Here is a 17,092-nt window from a genome sequence, read left to right as displayed (position 1 = left end):
CCCATCCTTCGCTTCGGACTTCGGCCTTCAGTCTGCCGTACAAAAGAGGCTTGTCCGCACTTCGGTGATCCGCGCATGTCTGCCCGTCGCCGCGTGATAAGCGGCGAGGAGCAGCTGCGGAGGCAGGTCACCTCACGGGCACCGGCACCCGGCGCGTCAGACCCCGAAGGGGGCCGGATAGCCGACCGTGCCCGCCGGGACCGGCACGGAATCGTCCAGCACCAGCGCCATCATCGCCTCGTCCGGGACCTCGAAGGGCGCCCGGATCCCGAAGCGCGACGCCGGTACGAAACCGAAGCGCGGGTAGTACTCCGGATGGCCCAGGACGAGGACCAGCGCCTCCCCGCGCTCCTTGGCCGCCGCGAGCAGGGCACGTACGACCGAGCTGCCCGCCCCCGAGCGCTGGAGCGCGGGATCGACGGCCACCGGGGCGAGAGCGAGCGCCCGTACGCCGTCGACCTCGCAGACGGTGAGAAGGGCGTGCGCGGCCACCGACCCGTCCGGGCCCTCGGCCACGTACGACAGCCCCGGCAGCCAGGAGGCGTCCGTGCGCAGCGCGTCCACGAGGTCCGCCTCCAGCGGGGTCTCGAAGGCCGCGAGGTTGACCTCCCTGACGGCGGCCACGTCGGCCGCGGTCTCCGGGCGGGCCGGCCAGGCGTCGCCCTGCCCGGCGCTCACCGGGCGCAGGACGTATCCCGTGTACCGGTACTCGTGCCCGTGCCGGGCCCGTACGTCGAGCTCCTCGCGGGTGGCGGCCACCGCGGCCGCCATCGCGGGAGTGTCGCCGTCGGCGTGGGCGCGGACCCGCCCGGCGAGCGGGCCGTAGTACTCGGCCCAGTCGGAGTCGGGCAGGTGGTGCACGCCCAGCACCTGGTACCCGGCGGCCTGGGCGGCCGCGAGATTGCGCGCGGTGGAGCGCAGCGCGTACCGGGGGTCCCAGAAGGCGCGTGCGCCGGGGGACGGCTCGGCGACGCTCCACTCGCACTCGGTGAGCACGAGGGTGCCGCCCGGTGCGAGCAGGCGCTTCCAGCGCGCGAGCGCGGTGTCGAAGCCGATGGCGTAGGCGGAGCCCTCCGCCCAGACGAGGTCGAAGGAGCCGTCCGCACAGGGCGGTGCGCCCATGTCCGCCTTGACGGCCCGGACGCGGTCGGCGAGCCCGCGGGCCGCCGCGGCCGTGCGCAGCTCGCCGAGGAAGTGGTCGTGGAGGTCGACGGCCGTCACGTCGCCGCCGGCCCGGCCGGCCTCGGCGGCGAGGAGCAGAGCGCTGCGGCCCGGACCGCAGCCCAGGTCGAGGACGCGCGGCCGCTCGGGCAGAGGTCCGCACAGCGACAGCAGGTGCCGGGTGGTCGCATCGGAACCGGGAGCCTGCCGGGGCAGGTCGTGGTGCAGCGTGAAGAAAGCCCGCAGGAAGCTGTCGGCGCCATCGGAGCTGTCGGCGCTGCGGGAGGTGTTGTTGTCGGTCAACGTGAACCCTTGAACAGGGGCTCCGGCCGACGAGGCGGATCGTGTGAGATCAGGCCTGGCCGGACGCCCGGGAGGAATGGGAGATGCACCGGAGTTCGCCGCGCGTGGCCGCGATCACTACGACGGTCATCAACCCACCTCTTTCTCGCTCGGGTTCCCGCTCAGTCGCCTTCAGACAGACCCGTACGAGACGCGTACGGCCCTGCGCCCACCGTAGCACCGGGGCGGTTTGTGGTCCCTCGGCGTGATCGTCGATGATGGCCACACGTAGGCCCGAAGCACAGGGATATCGGCTCATCGGGGCGTAAACGGGCGGTGAACCCCCGCTTCCATTCATCCGATAGCCTCTGCCGACGTGCCGCCGCCCCACCTGGCGTACGTCCCGTGTTCGTCGCAAGGAGTGAGTTCGTCTGCCGACCGTCATCCTTACCGGCCTGCCGGTCCCCGGATCACCGCTCCCCGACGAGCTGCGCTCCCTCGGCTTCGAGGTCCGCCCCGCGGCCGGGCCCGAGGAGGCCGCCGCCGCGCTGGCCGCCGTACCCGCCGACCAGCGGGTGGCCTTCGTGGACAGCGCGTTCGTCGGCCATGTGCACGCGCTGCGTCTCGCCCTGACCGACCCCCGCTACGACGCGTGCGCCGTCACCGGTGCCTTCGCCGTCCAGCCGGGCGCCCGCGGGGCCCTGGACAAGGCGGCCGCCGAGGCGGACACCGCCGCCGGCGGCGCCACCGAGCCCTACGCCGACCGGCTCGCCGCCGGCGTCGAGGCCGCCGGGACCTCCGTCCAGCGGCCCGAGCTCGGCACCCTCGTCGCCGCCGTCCCCGCCACCGCCGCGGACCGGGACGCGGCGACCGCCGCCGTCGCCGCCGTGGACGAGGAGGCGGTGCGCCTGCGGACCGCCGTGAAGTCCCGCGACGGCTTCTTCACCACCTTCTTCATCAGCCCGTACTCGCGTTACATCGCCCGCTGGTGCGCGCGCCGCGGACTGACCCCGAACCAGGTCACCACCGCCTCGCTGATCACCGCGCTCATCGCGGCCGGCTGCGCCGCCACCGGCGACCGCTGGGGCTACGCCGCGGCCGGTGTGCTCCTCCTCGTCTCCTTCGTCCTGGACTGCACCGACGGGCAGCTCGCCCGCTACTCGCTCCAGTACTCGACGATGGGCGCCTGGCTCGACGCGACCTTCGACCGCGCCAAGGAGTACTCCTTCTACGCGGGCCTGGCGCTGGGAGCGGCCCGCGACGGGGACGACGTATGGGCCCTCGCCGTCGGCGCGATGGTCCTGATGACCTGCCGCCACGTCGTCGACTTCTCGTTCAACGAGGCCAACCACGACGCCACGGCCGCCGGTACATCCGTCACCGGGAGCCCGACGGCAGCGCTCTCCGTCAAGCTCGACAGTGTCGGCTGGACGGTCTGGGTCCGGCGGATGATCATCCTCCCCATCGGTGAGCGCTGGGCGATGATCGCGGTCCTGACCGCCGTCACCACCCCGCGGATCGTCTTCTACGCCCTGCTCGTCGGCTGCGCCTTCGGCGCCCTCTACACCACCGCGGGCCGCGTCCTGCGGTCCCTGACCCGCAAGGCGAAGAGGACGGACCGCGCCGCCCGGGCCCTCGCGGACCTGGCCGACTCCGGCCCCGTCGCCGAGCTCGCCGGCCGTGTGGTGGGCCGGATGGCGCCCGGCGCCGGGATCGCCGCCGTCGTCGGCTCGGCCGCCCTGCTGTGGACGGCCTGGGCCTACGAGTTCGGCAGCCGCCAGGTGGTCATCGCCGCGGTCGTCTACGCGCTGCTCGCCGGGGCAGCCGTCGCACGTCCCCTCAAGGGCGCCCTCGACTGGCTCGTCCCGCCCGTGTTCCGGGCCGCCGAATACACCACCGTGCTGATCCTCGCCGCCAAGGCGGACGTCCCCGGAGCCCTTCCGGCGGCATTCGGCCTGATCGCGGCGGTCGCCTACCATCACTACGACACGGTGTACCGCATTCGCGGTGGCACCGGCGCGCCCCCGCACTGGCTGGTGCGGACGATCGGCGGCCATGAAGGCCGGGTGCTGCTGACCGCGGTACTGGCCGCCGTCCTGGTGACACGCCACACGGACTTCCCCGTCGCGCTCACGGCCCTGGCCGTGTTCGTGGCACTCGTGGTGCTCGTGGAGAGCATCCGCTTCTGGGTCTCCTCCGGAGCACCCGCCGTACATGACGAAGGAGAACCAGCATGATCGGCCTTGTACTCGCTGCCGGTGCCGGACGCCGCCTGCGTCCCTATACCGACACCCTGCCCAAGGCCCTCGTGCCCGTCGGTCCCGAAGGCCGGGAGGAGAGCCTGACGGTTCTCGACCTGACGCTCGGCAACTTCGCCGAGGTCGGCCTCACCGAGGTCGCCATCGTCGTCGGCTACCGCAAGGAAGCCGTCTACGAGCGCAGGGAGGCACTGGAGGCCAAGTACGGCGTCAAGATCACGCTGATCGACAACGACAAGGCCGAGGAGTGGAACAACGCCTACTCCCTGTGGTGCGCGCGTGACGTCCTCAAGCAGGGTGTGATCCTCGCCAACGGCGACACCGTCCACCCGGTCTCCGTCGAGAAGACCCTGCTCGCCGCCCGCGGCGACGGCCGGAAGATCATCCTGGCCCTCGACACGGTCAAGACCCTGGCCGACGAGGAGATGAAGGTCGTCACCGCCGACGGCGGTGCTTCCCGGACCGGCGTGCGGAAGATCACCAAGCTCATGGACCCGTCCGAGGCGACGGGCGAGTACATCGGTGTCACCCTCATCGAGCCCGAGGCCGCCGTGGAGCTGGCCGAGGCGCTGAAGACCACCTTCGAGCGCGACCCCGACCTCTACTACGAGGACGGCTACCAGCAGCTCGTCAACGACGGTTTCACCATCGACGTTGCCCCCATCGGTGACGTCAAGTGGGTCGAGATCGACAACCACGACGACCTCGCCAAGGGCCGGACGATCGCATGCCAGTACTGACGAGGCTGATCCCCTCGCCCGTCGTCGTCGACATCAGCCGCGGGGCGATGGACGACCTGGCCGGCCTCCTCGCCGACCAGCGGATCTCCGCCTCCGGCAAGCTGGCGATCGCGATCAGCGGCGGCTCGGGCGCGGCGCTGCGCCTGAAGCTGGAGCCCGTACTTCCGCACGCCGACTGGTACCCGGTCGTCGACGGCACCATCGACTCCGCGGTCAAGCTGGCCGACGACATGAAGGGCCGCCGCTACGACGCCGTCGTGGGCCTCGGCGGCGGCAAGATCATCGACGTCGCGAAGTACGCCGCGGCGCGGGTCGGGCTGCCCATGGTGGCCGTCGCCACCAACCTCTCGCACGACGGCATCTGTTCGCCGGTGTCCATCCTGGACAACGACAACGGCCGCGGTTCCTACGGCGTCCCCACGCCGATCGCGATGGTCATCGACCTCGACGTGATCAAGGACGCCCCGGTGCGGTTCATCCGCGCCGGCATCGGCGACGCGATCTCCAACATCTCCGCGATCGCCGACTGGGAGCTCTCGCACCAGATCACCGGCGAGGCCGTGGACGGCCTCGCCGCCGCCATGGCCCGTACGGCCGGCCAGTCCGTGCTGCGCCACACCGGCGGCTGCGGCGACGACGAGTTCCTCACCGTGCTCTCCGAGGCGCTCGTCCTCTCCGGCATCGCCATGTCGATCAGCGGGGACTCCCGCCCGTCGTCCGGCGCCTGCCACGAGATCAGCCACGCCTTCGACCTCCTCTACCCGGGGCGCTCGGCGCTCCACGGCGAGCAGGTCGGCATCGGAGCCGCCTTCGCCATGCACCTGCGCGGCGCGGAGGAGCAGTCCGCCCTCTTCGTCGACGTGCTGAGCCGCCACGGCCTGCCGGTGCTGCCCGAGGAGATCGGCTTCAGCGTCGACGAGTTCGTCGCGGCCGTCGAGTACGCCCCCCAGACCCGCCCGGGACGTTTCACGATCCTGGAGCACCTCAACCTGTCCGCAGCCGAGATCAGGGACGCTTACGCCGACTATGCCAAGACCATCCGTAGCTGAACTCCGGCCCGTCGTTCACCCGGAGGGCGTGAAGGACCGGCGCAGCGGCGAGCACTGGGCCGGGCGCCTCTACATGCGCGAGATCTCCCTGCGCATCGACCGCTTCCTGGTGAACACCCGCGTCACGCCCAACCAGCTGACCTACCTGATGACCGTCGCCGGTGTCCTCGCCGCCCCGGCCCTCCTGGTGCCGGGCGTCTGGGGTGCCGTCCTCGGGGTGGTGATGGTCCAGCTCTACCTGCTGCTCGACTGCGTCGACGGGGAGATCGCCCGCTGGAGGCAGCAGTTCTCGCTCTCCGGGGTGTACCTGGACCGAGTCGGCGCCTACCTGTGCGACGCGGCGGTCCTGGTCGGCTTCGGCCTGCGCGCGGCCGACCTGTGGGGCAGCGGGCGGATCGACTGGCTGTGGGCCTTCCTGGGCACCCTGGCGGCGCTCGGCGCGATCCTGATCAAGGCCGAGACCGACCTGGTCGGCGTCGCCCGGCACCAGGTGGGCAAGCCCCCGGTCAAGGAGGCGGCCTCGGAGCCGCGCTCGTCCGGCATGGCGCTCGCCCGCCGGGCCGCCGCCGCGCTGAAGTTCCACCGGCTGGTCCTCGGCATCGAGGCGTCCCTGCTCATTCTGTTGCTGGCCGTCCTGGACACGGTCCGGGGCGACCTGTTCTTCACCCGGCTCGGTGTCGCCGTACTCGCCGGCATCGCGCTGCTGCAGACGCTGCTGCACCTGGTGTCGGTCCTCGCCTCCAGCAGGCTCAAGTGACCGCCCCGATGCGGCTGGGCGCCGTGATCATCACCATGGGCACCCGGCCCGACGAGCTCAAGGCGCTCCTCGACTCGGTGGCCCGCCAGGACGGCGACCCCGTCGACGTGGTCGTCGTGGGTCAGGGCGTCAAGGTCACCGGGCTGCCCGAGGGCGTCCGCACGGTCGAGCTGCCCGAGAACCTGGGCATCCCCGGCGGGCGCAACGTCGGCATCGAGGCCTTCGGTCCCGGCGGCCGCGATGTGGACGCCCTGCTCTTCCTGGACGACGACGGACTGCTGGAGCGCACCGACACCGCCGAGCTGTGCCGCCAGGCCTTCGCCGAGGACCCCGGGCTGGGGATCATCAGCTTCCGGATCGCGGATCCGCAGACCGGCGAGACCCAGCGCCGGCACGTGCCGCGGCTGCGCGCTTCCGACCCGATGCGCTCCTCCCGCGTGACGACCTTCCTGGGCGGCGCCAATGCCGTCCGCACGGCGGTGTTCGAGCAGGTCGGAACCCTGCCGGGGGAGTTCTTCTACGCGCACGAGGAGACCGACCTGGCCTGGCGCGCGCTCGACGCCGGGTGGCTGATCGACTACCGCGCGGACATGGTGCTGCTCCACCCGACGACGGCGCCGTCCCGGCATGCGGTCTACCACCGTATGGTGGCTCGTAACCGGGTGTGGCTCGCCCGCCGCAACCTGCCCGTTCCGCTGGTCCCGGTCTACCTGGGCGTCTGGCTTCTCCTGACGCTCGTGCGCAGGCCTTCGGGTCCCGCGCTCAAGGCCTGGTTCGGGGGGTTCAAGGAGGGATGGACCACTCCCTGCGGTGCCCGGCGCCCCATGAGGTGGCGTACGGTCTGGCGGTTGACCCGACTGGGCAGACCACCTGTCATCTGACCCGCTCGCGTCTGGGAACATGGCGCGATCACGGGCCCAGCGCCACCGGCCCGATGTCCCCTGCCGCATCTTGAAGACGGAAAGTTTCAACTTGTGAGTGACACAACCCACGACGGCGCCCTCGCCACGAGCAAGCCGCCGTCCGAAGACGCGGGGCTCACCCCCGCGGAGCTCGCCAGGAAGTACGGGCTTTCCGTGAGCGGCGCCAGGCCCGGCCTGCGCGACTACGTGCGGCAGCTTTGGGGCCGGCGTCACTTCGTCATGGCTTTTTCCCGGGCCAGGCTGGTCGCGCAGTACAGCCAGGCGAAGCTCGGCCAGGTCTGGCAGGTGGTGACCCCCCTGCTGAACGCGGCCGTCTACTGGCTGATCTTCGGCCTGATCCTCGGCGCGGGCCGGGAGATGCCGAAGGGCGTCTACGTCCCGTTCCTGATGATGGGCATCTTCGTTTTCACCTTCACCCAGAGCTCGGTGATGGCGGGCGTCCGGGCGATCTCCGGGAACCTCGGGCTGGTGCGGGCGCTGCACTTCCCGCGAGCCGCCCTCCCGGTGTCCTTCTCGCTGCAACAGCTCCAGCAGCTGATGTACTCGATGATCGTCGTCTTCGTGATCGCCGTCAGCTTCGGCAACTACCCGCGGCTCTCCTGGCTGCTGGTGATTCCGACACTGGCGCTGCAGTTCATCTTCAACACCGGTCTCGCCATGATCTTCGCGCGGATGGGTTCCAAGACCCCCGACCTGGCGCAGCTGATGCCGTTCGTGATGCGTACGTGGATGTACGCCTCCGGGGTCATGTTCCCGATCGGGATCTACCTCAAGGACCAGCCCCAGTGGATCAGCGACGTGCTGCTGTGGAACCCGGTGGCGATCTACATGGACCTCATCCGGTTCGCGCTGATCGACGACTACGGCAGCAGCAACCTGCCTCCGCACGTCTGGCTCTTCGCCGTGGGGTGGGCCGCGGTGATCGGTCTCGGCGGCTTCGTGTACTTCTGGAAGGCTGAGGAGCGTTACGGCCGTGGCTGACAAGACCAAGGGGCGCGTCCCCACCGTGATCGCGGACGATGTCCACATCGTCTACCGGGTCAACACCGGCGGCGCCGGAAAGGGCGCCGCCACCGCGGCGCTCAGCAAGATAGTCCGCCGGGGCAAGGGCGACGCACCGGGCGTCCGCCGGGTCCACGCCGTGCGAGGGGTCTCCTTCACCGCGTACAGGGGCGAGGCGATCGGCCTCATCGGCTCCAACGGATCCGGCAAGTCCACCTTGCTGCGCGCCATCGCGGGCCTGCTGCCCTGCGAGGACGGCAAGGTCTACACGGACGGCCAGCCCTCGCTGCTCGGTGTCAACGCGGCGCTGATGAACGACCTCACCGGTGAGCGCAACATCGTCCTCGGCGGTCTCGCGATGGGTATGACCCGCGAGCAGATCAAGGAGCGCTACCAGGGAATCGTCGACTTCTCGGGCATCAACGAGAAGGGCGATTTCATCTCCCTGCCGATGCGCACTTACTCCTCGGGCATGGCGGCGCGTCTGCGTTTCTCCATCGCGGCGGCCAAGGACCACGACGTCCTGATGATCGACGAGGCCCTGGCCACCGGTGACCGCAGCTTCCAGGTGCGTTCCGAGAACCGCATTCGCGAACTGCGGGAGAAGGCGGGCACCGTCTTCCTGGTGAGCCACAACAACAAGTCCATCCGCGACACCTGCGACCGGGTGCTGTGGCTGGAAAAGGGCGAGCTCCTGATGGACGGGCCCACGGAGGAAGTCGTCTCGGCATACGAGAAGGCGTCCAACGGCTGACCCCCGGGTCGCGCCGTCCTTTCGCACTTCAGGGCCGCACCACCCGAGGCCCCCGCCGCTCCGCGTGGCGGGGGCCTCGGCGCGCTCACCTATTCGAAGCGACGACATTCGGTGGCGGAGCGAATACCCGAGCGGCCTCGGCGGCGTTGTACAGCGTAAGCTGAGCCAGTCCTGAATCGCGGCAAGGGGGGACGATTCACCGCAGGTGAACGGCCCGGGGGCGGTCCGGGGGAATCCCCGGCGGCGTGTCCGAAATAGGATGCATTGGGTTGGCAGTGTAGAACGGGAGATGTGACGGCAATGGCTACGGGAATTCTCCGGCCCCCAGGCATTACGGCCGTCCTCGCCACGGGCGGCGGTCGGTGACCCCGGGGCACGGCACCCGGCCCCGATCCGACACGGCACACACGCGCGCGACCCTCGACAAGGCCACAGCGGAGAACTTCCCCGTCGCCCCCTCCTTCCTTCCCCGCGCCTGGCGCGATGGCCTGATGGCGGTCTACGGATACGCCCGCCTCGTCGACGACATCGGCGACGGCGACCTCGCGCCCGGCGGACGCGACGCCGTACTCCTCGGCCTCGACCCCGCCGCCGTGGACGACCGGCTCGCCATGCTCGACGCCTTCGAGGCGGACCTGCGTCGTGTCTTCGGCGGCCCCGGCGGCCCTCCGCGCCATCCCCTGCTGCTCGCCCTCCAGCCCGTCGTCCGCGCCCACGGCCTCACCCCCGAGCCCTTCCTCGGGCTCATCGAAGCCAACCGCCAGGACCAGCGGGTCACGCGCTACGAGACGTACGAGGACCTCCTCGGCTACTGCGAGCTCTCCGCGAACCCGGTGGGCCGCCTCGTGCTCGCCCTCACCGGCACCAGCACCCCCGAGCGGGTCCGCCACTCCGACGCCATCTGCACCGCCCTGCAGATCGCCGAACACCTCCAGGACGTCGCCGAGGACCTCGGCCGGGACCGGATCTACCTCCCCGGCCAGGACATGCGCCGCTTCCACGTGACCGAGGCCGACCTCAAGGCCCCGAGCGCCGGAGCGTCCGTACGCGCCCTCGTCGCATTCGAAACCGAGCGCGCACGCGAGCTCCTGAAGGACGGCACGCCCCTCGTGGGCAGCGTGCACGGCAGACTCCGGCTGCTGCTCGCGGGCTTCGTGGGAGGGGGGCGTGCCGCCCTGCGAGCCGTCACCGCCGCCGGCTTCGACGTCCTCCCCGGCCCGCCCAAGCCCACCAAGAGCGGCCTGCTCCGCGAGGTTGCCGCCGTCCTGCGCACAGCGCCGAGAAAGGGGTGAGCCCGACCGTGGAGGGCCCCACACACCCGACCGCACCGACCGCACCGTCTGCATCGGTTTCGGCGGCATACGGCTACTGCGAGGCGGTCACCGGCTCACAGGCGCGCAACTTCGCATACGGCATCCGGCTGCTGCCCGCCGACAAGCGGCAGGCGATGTCCGCGCTGTACGCCTTCTCCCGGCGCGTCGACGACATCGGCGACGGCACGCTGGCGCCCGAGGTCAAGCTGGCCCGGCTGGAGGAGACCCGCGCCCTGCTCGGGCGGATCCGGGCCGAGGAGATCGACGAGGACGACACCGACCCGGTCGCCGTCGCCCTCGCGCACGCGGCACGCCGGTTCCCCATCCCGCTCGGCGGCCTCGACGAACTCATCGACGGCGTCCTGATGGACGTCCGCGGCGAGACCTACGAAACCTGGGACGACCTCAAGGTCTACTGCCGCTGTGTGGCCGGAGCCATCGGGCGGCTCTCGCTCGGCGTATTCGGCACCACACCCGGTGTGCCCGACGCGCCGCGGGCCTCCGAGTACGCCGACACGCTGGGCCTCGCCCTCCAACTCACCAACATCCTCCGGGACGTTCGCGAGGACGCGGCCAACGGCCGCACCTACCTGCCCACCGAGGACCTCGCCAAGTTCGGCTGCTCCGAAGGCTTCCAGGACGACCGGGCCCCCGTCGGCGCCGACTTCGCCGGTCTCGTCCACCACGAAGTCAGGCGAGCCCGCGCCCTGTTCGTCGAGGGCTACCGGCTGCTGCCCATGCTCGACCGGCGCAGCGGAGCCTGCGTCGCCGCCATGGCGGGCATCTACCGGCGCCTCCTCGACCGCATCGAGCGGGAGCCCGAGGCCGTGCTGCGGGGCCGTGTCTCACTGCCGCCGCACGAGAAGGCGTACGTCGCCGTGCGCGGCCTGTCCGGCCTCGACGCGCGGACCATCTCACGCCAGAGCAACCGGAGGCGGGTCTGATGTCCCCGACGACGATCGCCCCGGCGCGGGGCCGCGCGGTTCAGGCAACCCCCCGGCCGACGGCCGCGTCTCTCCCCGCGGGCTCCGCCCGCGCCGGGGGAGGGGCCCCCGGCGCCGTGCGGGCCCGGCCCGCAGGTCACCGCACCACCGGGGAGGACGCATGAGCGGCAGCGAGCAGCGTGCCGTCGTCGTGGGCGGCGGCCTCGCCGGCGTCACGACCGCCCTCGAACTCGCCGACGCCGGGCTCCAGGTGACCCTGCTCGAAGGCCGACCGCGCCTGGGCGGGCTCGCGTTCTCCTTCAAGCGCGGCGAACTGACCGTGGACAACGGCCAGCACGTCTACCTGCGGTGCTGCACCGCCTACCGGTGGTTCCTCGACCGCGTCGACGGCGCCGCCCTCGCCCCCCTCCAGGACCGGCTCGACGTACCCGTACTCGACGTCGCCCACCCCGGCGGACCGCGCCTCGGCCGGCTGCGCCGCAGCGCCCTGCCCGTGCCCCTGCACCTGGCCGGGGCGCTGGCCCGCTACCCGCACCTCTCGCTCGCCGAGCGCGCGAGCGTCGGGCGCGCCGCCCTCGCGCTGCGCCGCCTCGACCCCGCCGACCCGGCGCTGGACGGCCTGGACTTCGCCACCTGGCTCGCCCGCTACGGCCAGTCCGCCCGGACGATCGAGGCCCTGTGGGACCTCGTCGGCATCGCCACCCTCAACGCCACCGCCGAGCAGTCCTCGCTGGGCCTGGCCGCCATGGTCTTCAAGACCGGCCTGCTCTCCGAGAACGGCGCCGCCGACATCGGCTGGGCCCGGGTACCGCTCGGCGACCTGCACGACACCCTCGCCCGCAGGGCGCTCGACGCGGCCGGCGTACGGACCGAACTGCGCACCCGCGTCACCGCCCTCTCCCGTACGGCGGAGGGCGACTGGCGGATCGACACCGAGGGCGAGTCCCTCGACGCGGGCACAGTCGTCCTCGCCGTCCCGCAGCGCGAGGCGCACGGGCTGCTCCCGGCCGGCGCCCTCGCCGACCCCGACAAGCTCCTGGACATCGGCACCGCGCCCATCCTCAACGTCCACGTCGTCTACAACCGCAAGGTGCTCAAGGCACCCTTCTTCGCCGCGCTCGGCTCCCCGGTCCAGTGGGTGTTCGACCGTACAGACGCCTCCGGGCTCCCCGACGGCGGCCAGTACCTGGCGCTGTCCCAGTCGGTCGCCCAGGACGACATCGACGAACCCGTCTCGGTCCTGCGGACGAAGTACCTGCCCGAGCTGGAACGGCTGCTGCCCGCCGCACGCGGCGCCAAGGTACGGGACTTCTTCGTCACCCGGGAGCGGACGGCAACCTTCGCCCCCACACCCGGCGTCGGCCGGCTGCGCCCCGGGGCGCGGACCGACACGCCGGGGCTCTACCTGGCCGGTGCATGGACTGCGACCGGTTGGCCCGCGACCATGGAGAGCGCAGTCCGGAGCGGACTGAGCGCGGCACATGCCGCGCTCGCCGCACTCGGCCGCCCCCGCGTACACCCTCTGCAGGAGGCGGCATGACGACCGGCATCAGCGACACCGGCACAGGCACGGCAAGCACCGCACGAACAGGAACCAGAGGAGAGCCAGTGAACCCGGGGAATCCGGCTGTCGAGAACACGGATGCCGCTGCCGGCACAGCCGGAAGGGGAGCGGAGAAGGCGGACACCCTCGCCCTCCTGGAGCGCGGCCGCACGCTGTCGACCCCCGCACTCCGCGCCGCGGTCGACCGGCTCGCGGCGCCCATGGACACCGTCGCCGCCTACCACTTCGGCTGGATCGACGCCCACGGCAAGCCGGCGGACGGCGACGGCGGCAAGGCCGTACGCCCCGCTCTCGCACTGCTCTCCGCCGAAGCCGCGGGCGTCGCCGCCGAGGTCGGCATCCCGGGCGCCGTCGCGGTCGAGCTCGTCCACAACTTCTCGCTGCTGCACGACGACCTGATGGACGGCGACGAACAGCGCCGCCACCGCGACACGGTGTGGAAGGTGCACGGCCCCGCCCAGGCCATCCTGGTCGGCGACGCACTCTTCGCCCTCGCCAACGAGGTGCTGCTGGAACTCGGCACCGTCGAGGCGGGCCGCGCGGCGCGCCGGCTGACCACCGCCACCCGCAAGCTCATCGACGGCCAGGCCCAGGACATCTCCTACGAGCACCGCGAGAGCGTCAGCGTCGAGGAGTGCCTGGAGATGGAGGGCAACAAGACGGGCGCCCTGCTCGCCTGCGCCGTCTCCATCGGCGCCGTCCTCGGCGGCGCCGACGACCGTACGGCCGACAAGCTGGAGGAGTACGGCTACCACCTCGGCCTCGCCTTCCAGGCCGTCGACGACCTGCTCGGCATCTGGGGTGACCCGGAGGCCACGGGCAAGCGGACCTGGAGCGACCTGCGCCAGCGCAAGAAGTCCCTGCCGGTCGTCGCCGCGCTGGCGGCGGGCGGACCCGCCTGCGAGGAGCTCGCCGAGCTGCTCTCCGCCGACGCCAAGAGCAACGACTTCGAGAACTTCTCCGAGGAGGAGTTCGCCGCCCGCGCCGCGCTCATCGAGGCGGCCGGAGGCCGTCAGTGGACCGCGGACGAGGCGCGCCGCCAGCACGCCGTCGCGATCCGCGCCCTGGACGACGTCGACATGCCGCAGCGCGTACGCGACCAACTGGTCGCCCTCGCCGACTTCGTCGTCGTGCGCAAGCGGTGATCGCCACCCGATCGAGGATATGACTCGCGAGTCGCCGGCCGGCGCCACTGCCTGAAAGGGCGGGCACCGGCCGACGGCGGACCCCAGTTCAGCAGAGGACACTGTTCGAAGGGGAAGCCATGACAGCGACGACCGACGGCAGCGCGGAGAGCGCTGGCGCTGGCAGCGACACCGATCCGCAGCCGCGGCCCGACCGCGCCGAACCGGGCCCACCGGCCCGGCCGGCTCCGCCCGGAGCAGTCCGGGCCGATGCCGAGGAGGCAGGCGGTATCCGGGTCCGGGTCAGGGGCCCGGCACAGGCTCCGGCCGAGGAGCGTGCGTCCCGGACCCCGGCGGGAACGGCGCCGGCCGGCTCGGCCCCGCCGGGGTTCGCCTCCGACCTGCCGGACACCGCCGCAGACGGCCGAATCCGCGCCGGCGCGCTCGCGGACGCGCCCGCGCGGCGCGTACCGCTCCTGGCGCCCGCCGGGCCGAAGCAGGCGGGCCGGGCCGGAGCCGCGAGGTCCGGGGCACCGGGGGCGGGGCGGACCACCCTGGATCTGCCGGAACGGCCCGACGGCAGGGGGCAGGCGGACGGGCAGGGCCCGTACGGGCAGCCCGCGCCCGCGGATCCCGCCGACCGGGCCGCGTACGAGGCAGCCGTGCGGGCGACCCGGCACCTGCTGGAGCGCCAGGACCCCGAGGGCTGGTGGAAGGGCGACCTGGAGACCAACGTCACCATGGACGCCGAGGACCTGCTGCTGCGGCAGTTCCTCGGCATCCGGGACGAGGCCACCACGTACGCCGCCGCCCTCTTCATCCGCGGCGAGCAGCGGGACGACGGCACCTGGGCCACCTTCCACGGCGGACCGCCCGAACTGTCCGCCACCATCGAGGCGTACGTGGCACTGCGCCTCGCCGGCGACGCGCCGGACTCCCCCCACATGTCCCGGGCCTCGGCCTGGATCCGGGCCCACGGCGGGATCGCCGCAGCCCGGGTCTTCACCCGGATCTGGCTGGCGCTCTTCGGCTGGTGGAAGTGGGACGACCTCCCCGAACTCCCGCCCGAGCTGGTCTTCCTGCCGCCCTGGGTGCCGCTGAACATCTACGACTTCGGCTGTTGGGCCCGCCAGACCATCGTCCCGCTCACCGTCGTCTCCGCGATGCGCCCGGTCCGCCCGGCCCCCTTCACCCTGGACGAGCTGCACGCCGACGCGCGGGTGCCGAACCCGGCCAAACCGCTCGCCCCGCTTGCCAGTTGGGACGGCGCCTTCCAGCGCATGGACAGGGCCCTGCACCTCTACCGGCGGTTCGCGCCGCGCCGGCTGCGCAAGGCCGCGATGGCCACGGCCGCCCGCTGGATCATCGAGCGCCAGGAGAACGACGGCTGCTGGGGCGGAATCCAGCCGCCCGCCGTGTACTCCATCATCGCCCTGCACCTGCTCGGTTACGACCTCAGGCACCCGGTGATGCGCGCCGGGCTGGAATCCCTGGACCGGTTCACGGTGTGGCGCGAGGACGGCGCCCGGATGATCGAGGCCTGCCAGTCCCCGGTCTGGGACACCTGCCTCGCCGCGATCGCCCTGGTGGACGCGGGCGTGCGGCGCGACCATCCGGCACTGGTCAAGGCCGCCGACTGGATGCTCGGCGAGGAGATCGTCCGCAGCGGGGACTGGGCGGTGCGCCGGCCCGGACTGGCCCCCGGCGGCTGGGCGTTCGAGTTCCACAACGACACCTACCCCGACATCGACGACACGGCCGAGGTGGTCCTCGCACTGCGCCGGATCAAGCACCCCGACCCGGCGCGAGTCGAGGCGGCCATCGCCCGCGGGGTCTCCTGGAACCTCGGCATGCAGTCGAAGAACGGCGCCTGGGCCGCCTTCGACGCCGACAACACCAGCCCCTTCCCGAACAAGCTGCCCTTCTGTGACTTCGGCGAGGTCATCGACCCGCCCTCGGCCGACGTCACCGCCCACGTGGTGGAGATGCTCGCGTTCGAGGGCCGGGCCACCGACCCGCGGGCCCGGCGCGGCATCGCCTGGCTGCTGGCCGAACAGGAGCCGGACGGCGGCTGGTTCGGCCGCTGGGGCACCAACTACGTGTACGGGACCGGGTCGGTGGTCCCGGCGCTCACCGCCGCGGGCATCGCCACGGCGCATCCCGCGATCCGGCGGGCCGTGCGCTGGCTGGAGTCCGTACAGAACGACGACGGCGGATGGGGCGAGGACCAGCGCTCCTACCAGGACCGGTCGTGGGCCGGGAAGGGCGCCTCCACCGCCTCGCAGACCGCGTGGGCGCTGATGGCCCTGCTGTCGGCCGGAGAGAGGGGCGGCAGGGCCGTCGAGCGGGGCATCGCGTACCTCGTGGAGACGCAGCAGGCGGACGGCTCCTGGGACGAGCCGTACTTCACGGGCACCGGCTTCCCCTGGGACTTCTCCATCAACTACCACCTCTACCGGCAGGTGTTCCCGCTCACGGCGCTCGGCCGCTACCTGTACGGAGAACCGTGCGCTCCCGCCGGAGCGCTGCCCGGGGAGCCCTGATGGCTGCCCCCGGCACGGGGGACGGTGCCGGGTCCGCGGCCCCGCTGCTGATCGCCTGCGCCTTGCGCATCGAGCAGCTCGCCCTGCGCAGCGCGGGCCAGGGCGGCACGGGTGAAGCGCCGCACGCCGTCCTGCGTACCGGCATGGGCCCGCGCGCGGCCGAGCGGGCCGTCGGCCGGGCCCTCGACCGGCCGGAGCTGAGCCGGGCGGCGGTCCTCGCGACCGGATTCTGCGCCGGACTGGTCCCCGGCATGCACCCCGGCGACCTCGTCGTCGCCGAGGAGACCCGGGACCCGCACGGAGCCGTCACGTGCACGGGTACCGGCCTGCTCGCCGAAGCACTGGCCCGGGCCCTGCCGGGCCGGACCGTGCACACCGGTGCACTGACCGGATCCGATCACGTCGTCCGCGGCCAGGAACGCGCGCACCTGCGCGCCACCGGTGCCATCGCGGTCGACATGGAGTCGGCGGCCACGTTGTGGACCGCCACCCTCGGCGGCCCCGCGTCGGGCGCGAGCCGCCCCGTTGCGGCCGTCCGGGTGATCGTGGACGCTCCGGAGCACGAACTCGTCCGTATCGGCACGGTCCGCGGTGGAATATCGGCCTTCCGTGTACTGCGTGCCGTACTGCCCGCGTTTTATGAATGGCACCGTTCTTCGCTGCTCCCCAGGAGGTGAG

General features: G+C 72.3%; 15 protein-coding genes. 13 read left to right on the top strand and 2 right to left on the bottom strand.

Going from position 1 to position 17,092, the window contains the following annotated elements; genetic code table 11:
* Window positions 1-156: 156 nt before the first annotated feature.
* Together ABZX75_RS05870 and ABZX75_RS05865 are read right to left on the bottom strand one after the other, a co-directional pair.
* Window positions 157-1,407, bottom strand: a complete 1,251-nt coding sequence (locus ABZX75_RS05870; protein WP_355408500.1) for a bifunctional class I SAM-dependent methyltransferase/N-acetyltransferase — start codon at window positions 1,405-1,407, stop codon at window positions 157-159.
* A 506-nt stretch (window positions 1,408-1,913) separates the two neighbouring features.
* Window positions 1,914-2,051 carry a hypothetical protein gene (locus tag ABZX75_RS05865; RefSeq protein WP_355408253.1) on the bottom strand — a complete coding sequence of 46 codons (138 nt, stop codon included), beginning with the start codon at window positions 2,049-2,051 and terminating at the stop codon, window positions 1,914-1,916.
* Between ABZX75_RS05865 and ABZX75_RS05860 the strand changes: the two genes are divergently transcribed.
* From ABZX75_RS05860 to ABZX75_RS05800, 13 genes are all read left to right on the top strand, one after another.
* Window positions 2,028-3,680, top strand: coding sequence for a DUF5941 domain-containing protein (locus ABZX75_RS05860; protein WP_355408251.1), 1,653 nt, complete (start codon window positions 2,028-2,030; stop codon window positions 3,678-3,680). The two genes, ABZX75_RS05865 and ABZX75_RS05860, sit on opposite strands and share 24 nt — an antisense overlap.
* On the top strand, window positions 3,677-4,441 hold the full coding sequence (locus ABZX75_RS05855; RefSeq protein WP_355408249.1) for a phosphocholine cytidylyltransferase family protein: 765 nt from the start codon (window positions 3,677-3,679) through the stop codon (window positions 4,439-4,441). The genes ABZX75_RS05860 and ABZX75_RS05855 overlap by 4 nt, the downstream gene beginning before the upstream one ends.
* The gene (locus ABZX75_RS05850) at window positions 4,429-5,490 is read left to right on the top strand and encodes an iron-containing alcohol dehydrogenase family protein (RefSeq protein WP_355408247.1); all 1,062 of its coding nucleotides are present in this window, start codon (window positions 4,429-4,431) and stop codon (window positions 5,488-5,490) included. Before ABZX75_RS05855 ends, ABZX75_RS05850 begins: the two co-directional genes overlap by 13 nt.
* The gene (locus ABZX75_RS05845) at window positions 5,468-6,247 is read left to right on the top strand and encodes a CDP-alcohol phosphatidyltransferase family protein (RefSeq protein WP_355408245.1); all 780 of its coding nucleotides are present in this window, start codon (window positions 5,468-5,470) and stop codon (window positions 6,245-6,247) included. Before ABZX75_RS05850 ends, ABZX75_RS05845 begins: the two co-directional genes overlap by 23 nt.
* Window positions 6,244-7,128: a glycosyltransferase gene (locus tag ABZX75_RS05840; RefSeq protein ID WP_355408243.1), complete on the top strand. Its 885-nt coding sequence runs from the start codon at window positions 6,244-6,246 to the stop codon at window positions 7,126-7,128. Before ABZX75_RS05845 ends, ABZX75_RS05840 begins: the two co-directional genes overlap by 4 nt.
* A gap of 93 nt (window positions 7,129-7,221) precedes the next feature.
* Window positions 7,222-8,151, top strand: coding sequence for an ABC transporter permease (locus tag ABZX75_RS05835; protein WP_355408241.1), 930 nt, complete (start codon window positions 7,222-7,224; stop codon window positions 8,149-8,151).
* On the top strand, window positions 8,144-8,926 hold the full coding sequence (locus ABZX75_RS05830) for an ABC transporter ATP-binding protein (protein ID WP_355408239.1): 783 nt from the start codon (window positions 8,144-8,146) through the stop codon (window positions 8,924-8,926). The genes ABZX75_RS05835 and ABZX75_RS05830 overlap by 8 nt, the downstream gene beginning before the upstream one ends.
* Window positions 8,927-9,288: 362 nt before the next feature.
* Window positions 9,289-10,218, top strand: a complete 930-nt coding sequence (gene hpnC, locus ABZX75_RS05825) for a squalene synthase HpnC (RefSeq protein WP_355408237.1) — start codon at window positions 9,289-9,291, stop codon at window positions 10,216-10,218.
* 8 nt (window positions 10,219-10,226) lie between these two features.
* Complete coding sequence (gene hpnD, locus ABZX75_RS05820; protein ID WP_355408235.1) at window positions 10,227-11,183, top strand: presqualene diphosphate synthase HpnD; 957 nt, start codon at window positions 10,227-10,229, stop codon at window positions 11,181-11,183.
* A gap of 160 nt (window positions 11,184-11,343) precedes the next feature.
* Window positions 11,344-12,723, top strand: coding sequence for a hydroxysqualene dehydroxylase HpnE (gene hpnE, locus ABZX75_RS05815; protein WP_355408233.1), 1,380 nt, complete (start codon window positions 11,344-11,346; stop codon window positions 12,721-12,723).
* The gene (locus ABZX75_RS05810) at window positions 12,720-13,892 is read left to right on the top strand and encodes a polyprenyl synthetase family protein (RefSeq protein ID WP_355408231.1); all 1,173 of its coding nucleotides are present in this window, start codon (window positions 12,720-12,722) and stop codon (window positions 13,890-13,892) included. The genes hpnE and ABZX75_RS05810 overlap by 4 nt, the downstream gene beginning before the upstream one ends.
* A gap of 119 nt (window positions 13,893-14,011) precedes the next feature.
* Window positions 14,012-16,414, top strand: coding sequence for a squalene--hopene cyclase (shc, locus tag ABZX75_RS05805; RefSeq protein ID WP_355408229.1), 2,403 nt, complete (start codon window positions 14,012-14,014; stop codon window positions 16,412-16,414).
* A complete protein-coding gene (locus tag ABZX75_RS05800; protein ID WP_355408227.1) occupies window positions 16,414-17,091 on the top strand; it encodes a 1-hydroxy-2-methyl-2-butenyl 4-diphosphate reductase in 678 nt (225 codons plus the stop codon). The genes shc and ABZX75_RS05800 overlap by 1 nt, the downstream gene beginning before the upstream one ends.
* The last annotated feature ends 1 nt before the right edge of the window (window position 17,092 follow it).

The organism is Streptomyces sp. NPDC003038 (genome assembly GCF_040611115.1).
Classification (GTDB): domain Bacteria; phylum Actinomycetota; class Actinomycetes; order Streptomycetales; family Streptomycetaceae; genus Streptomyces.
This window is presented reverse-complemented; position numbering and strand designations above follow the sequence as displayed.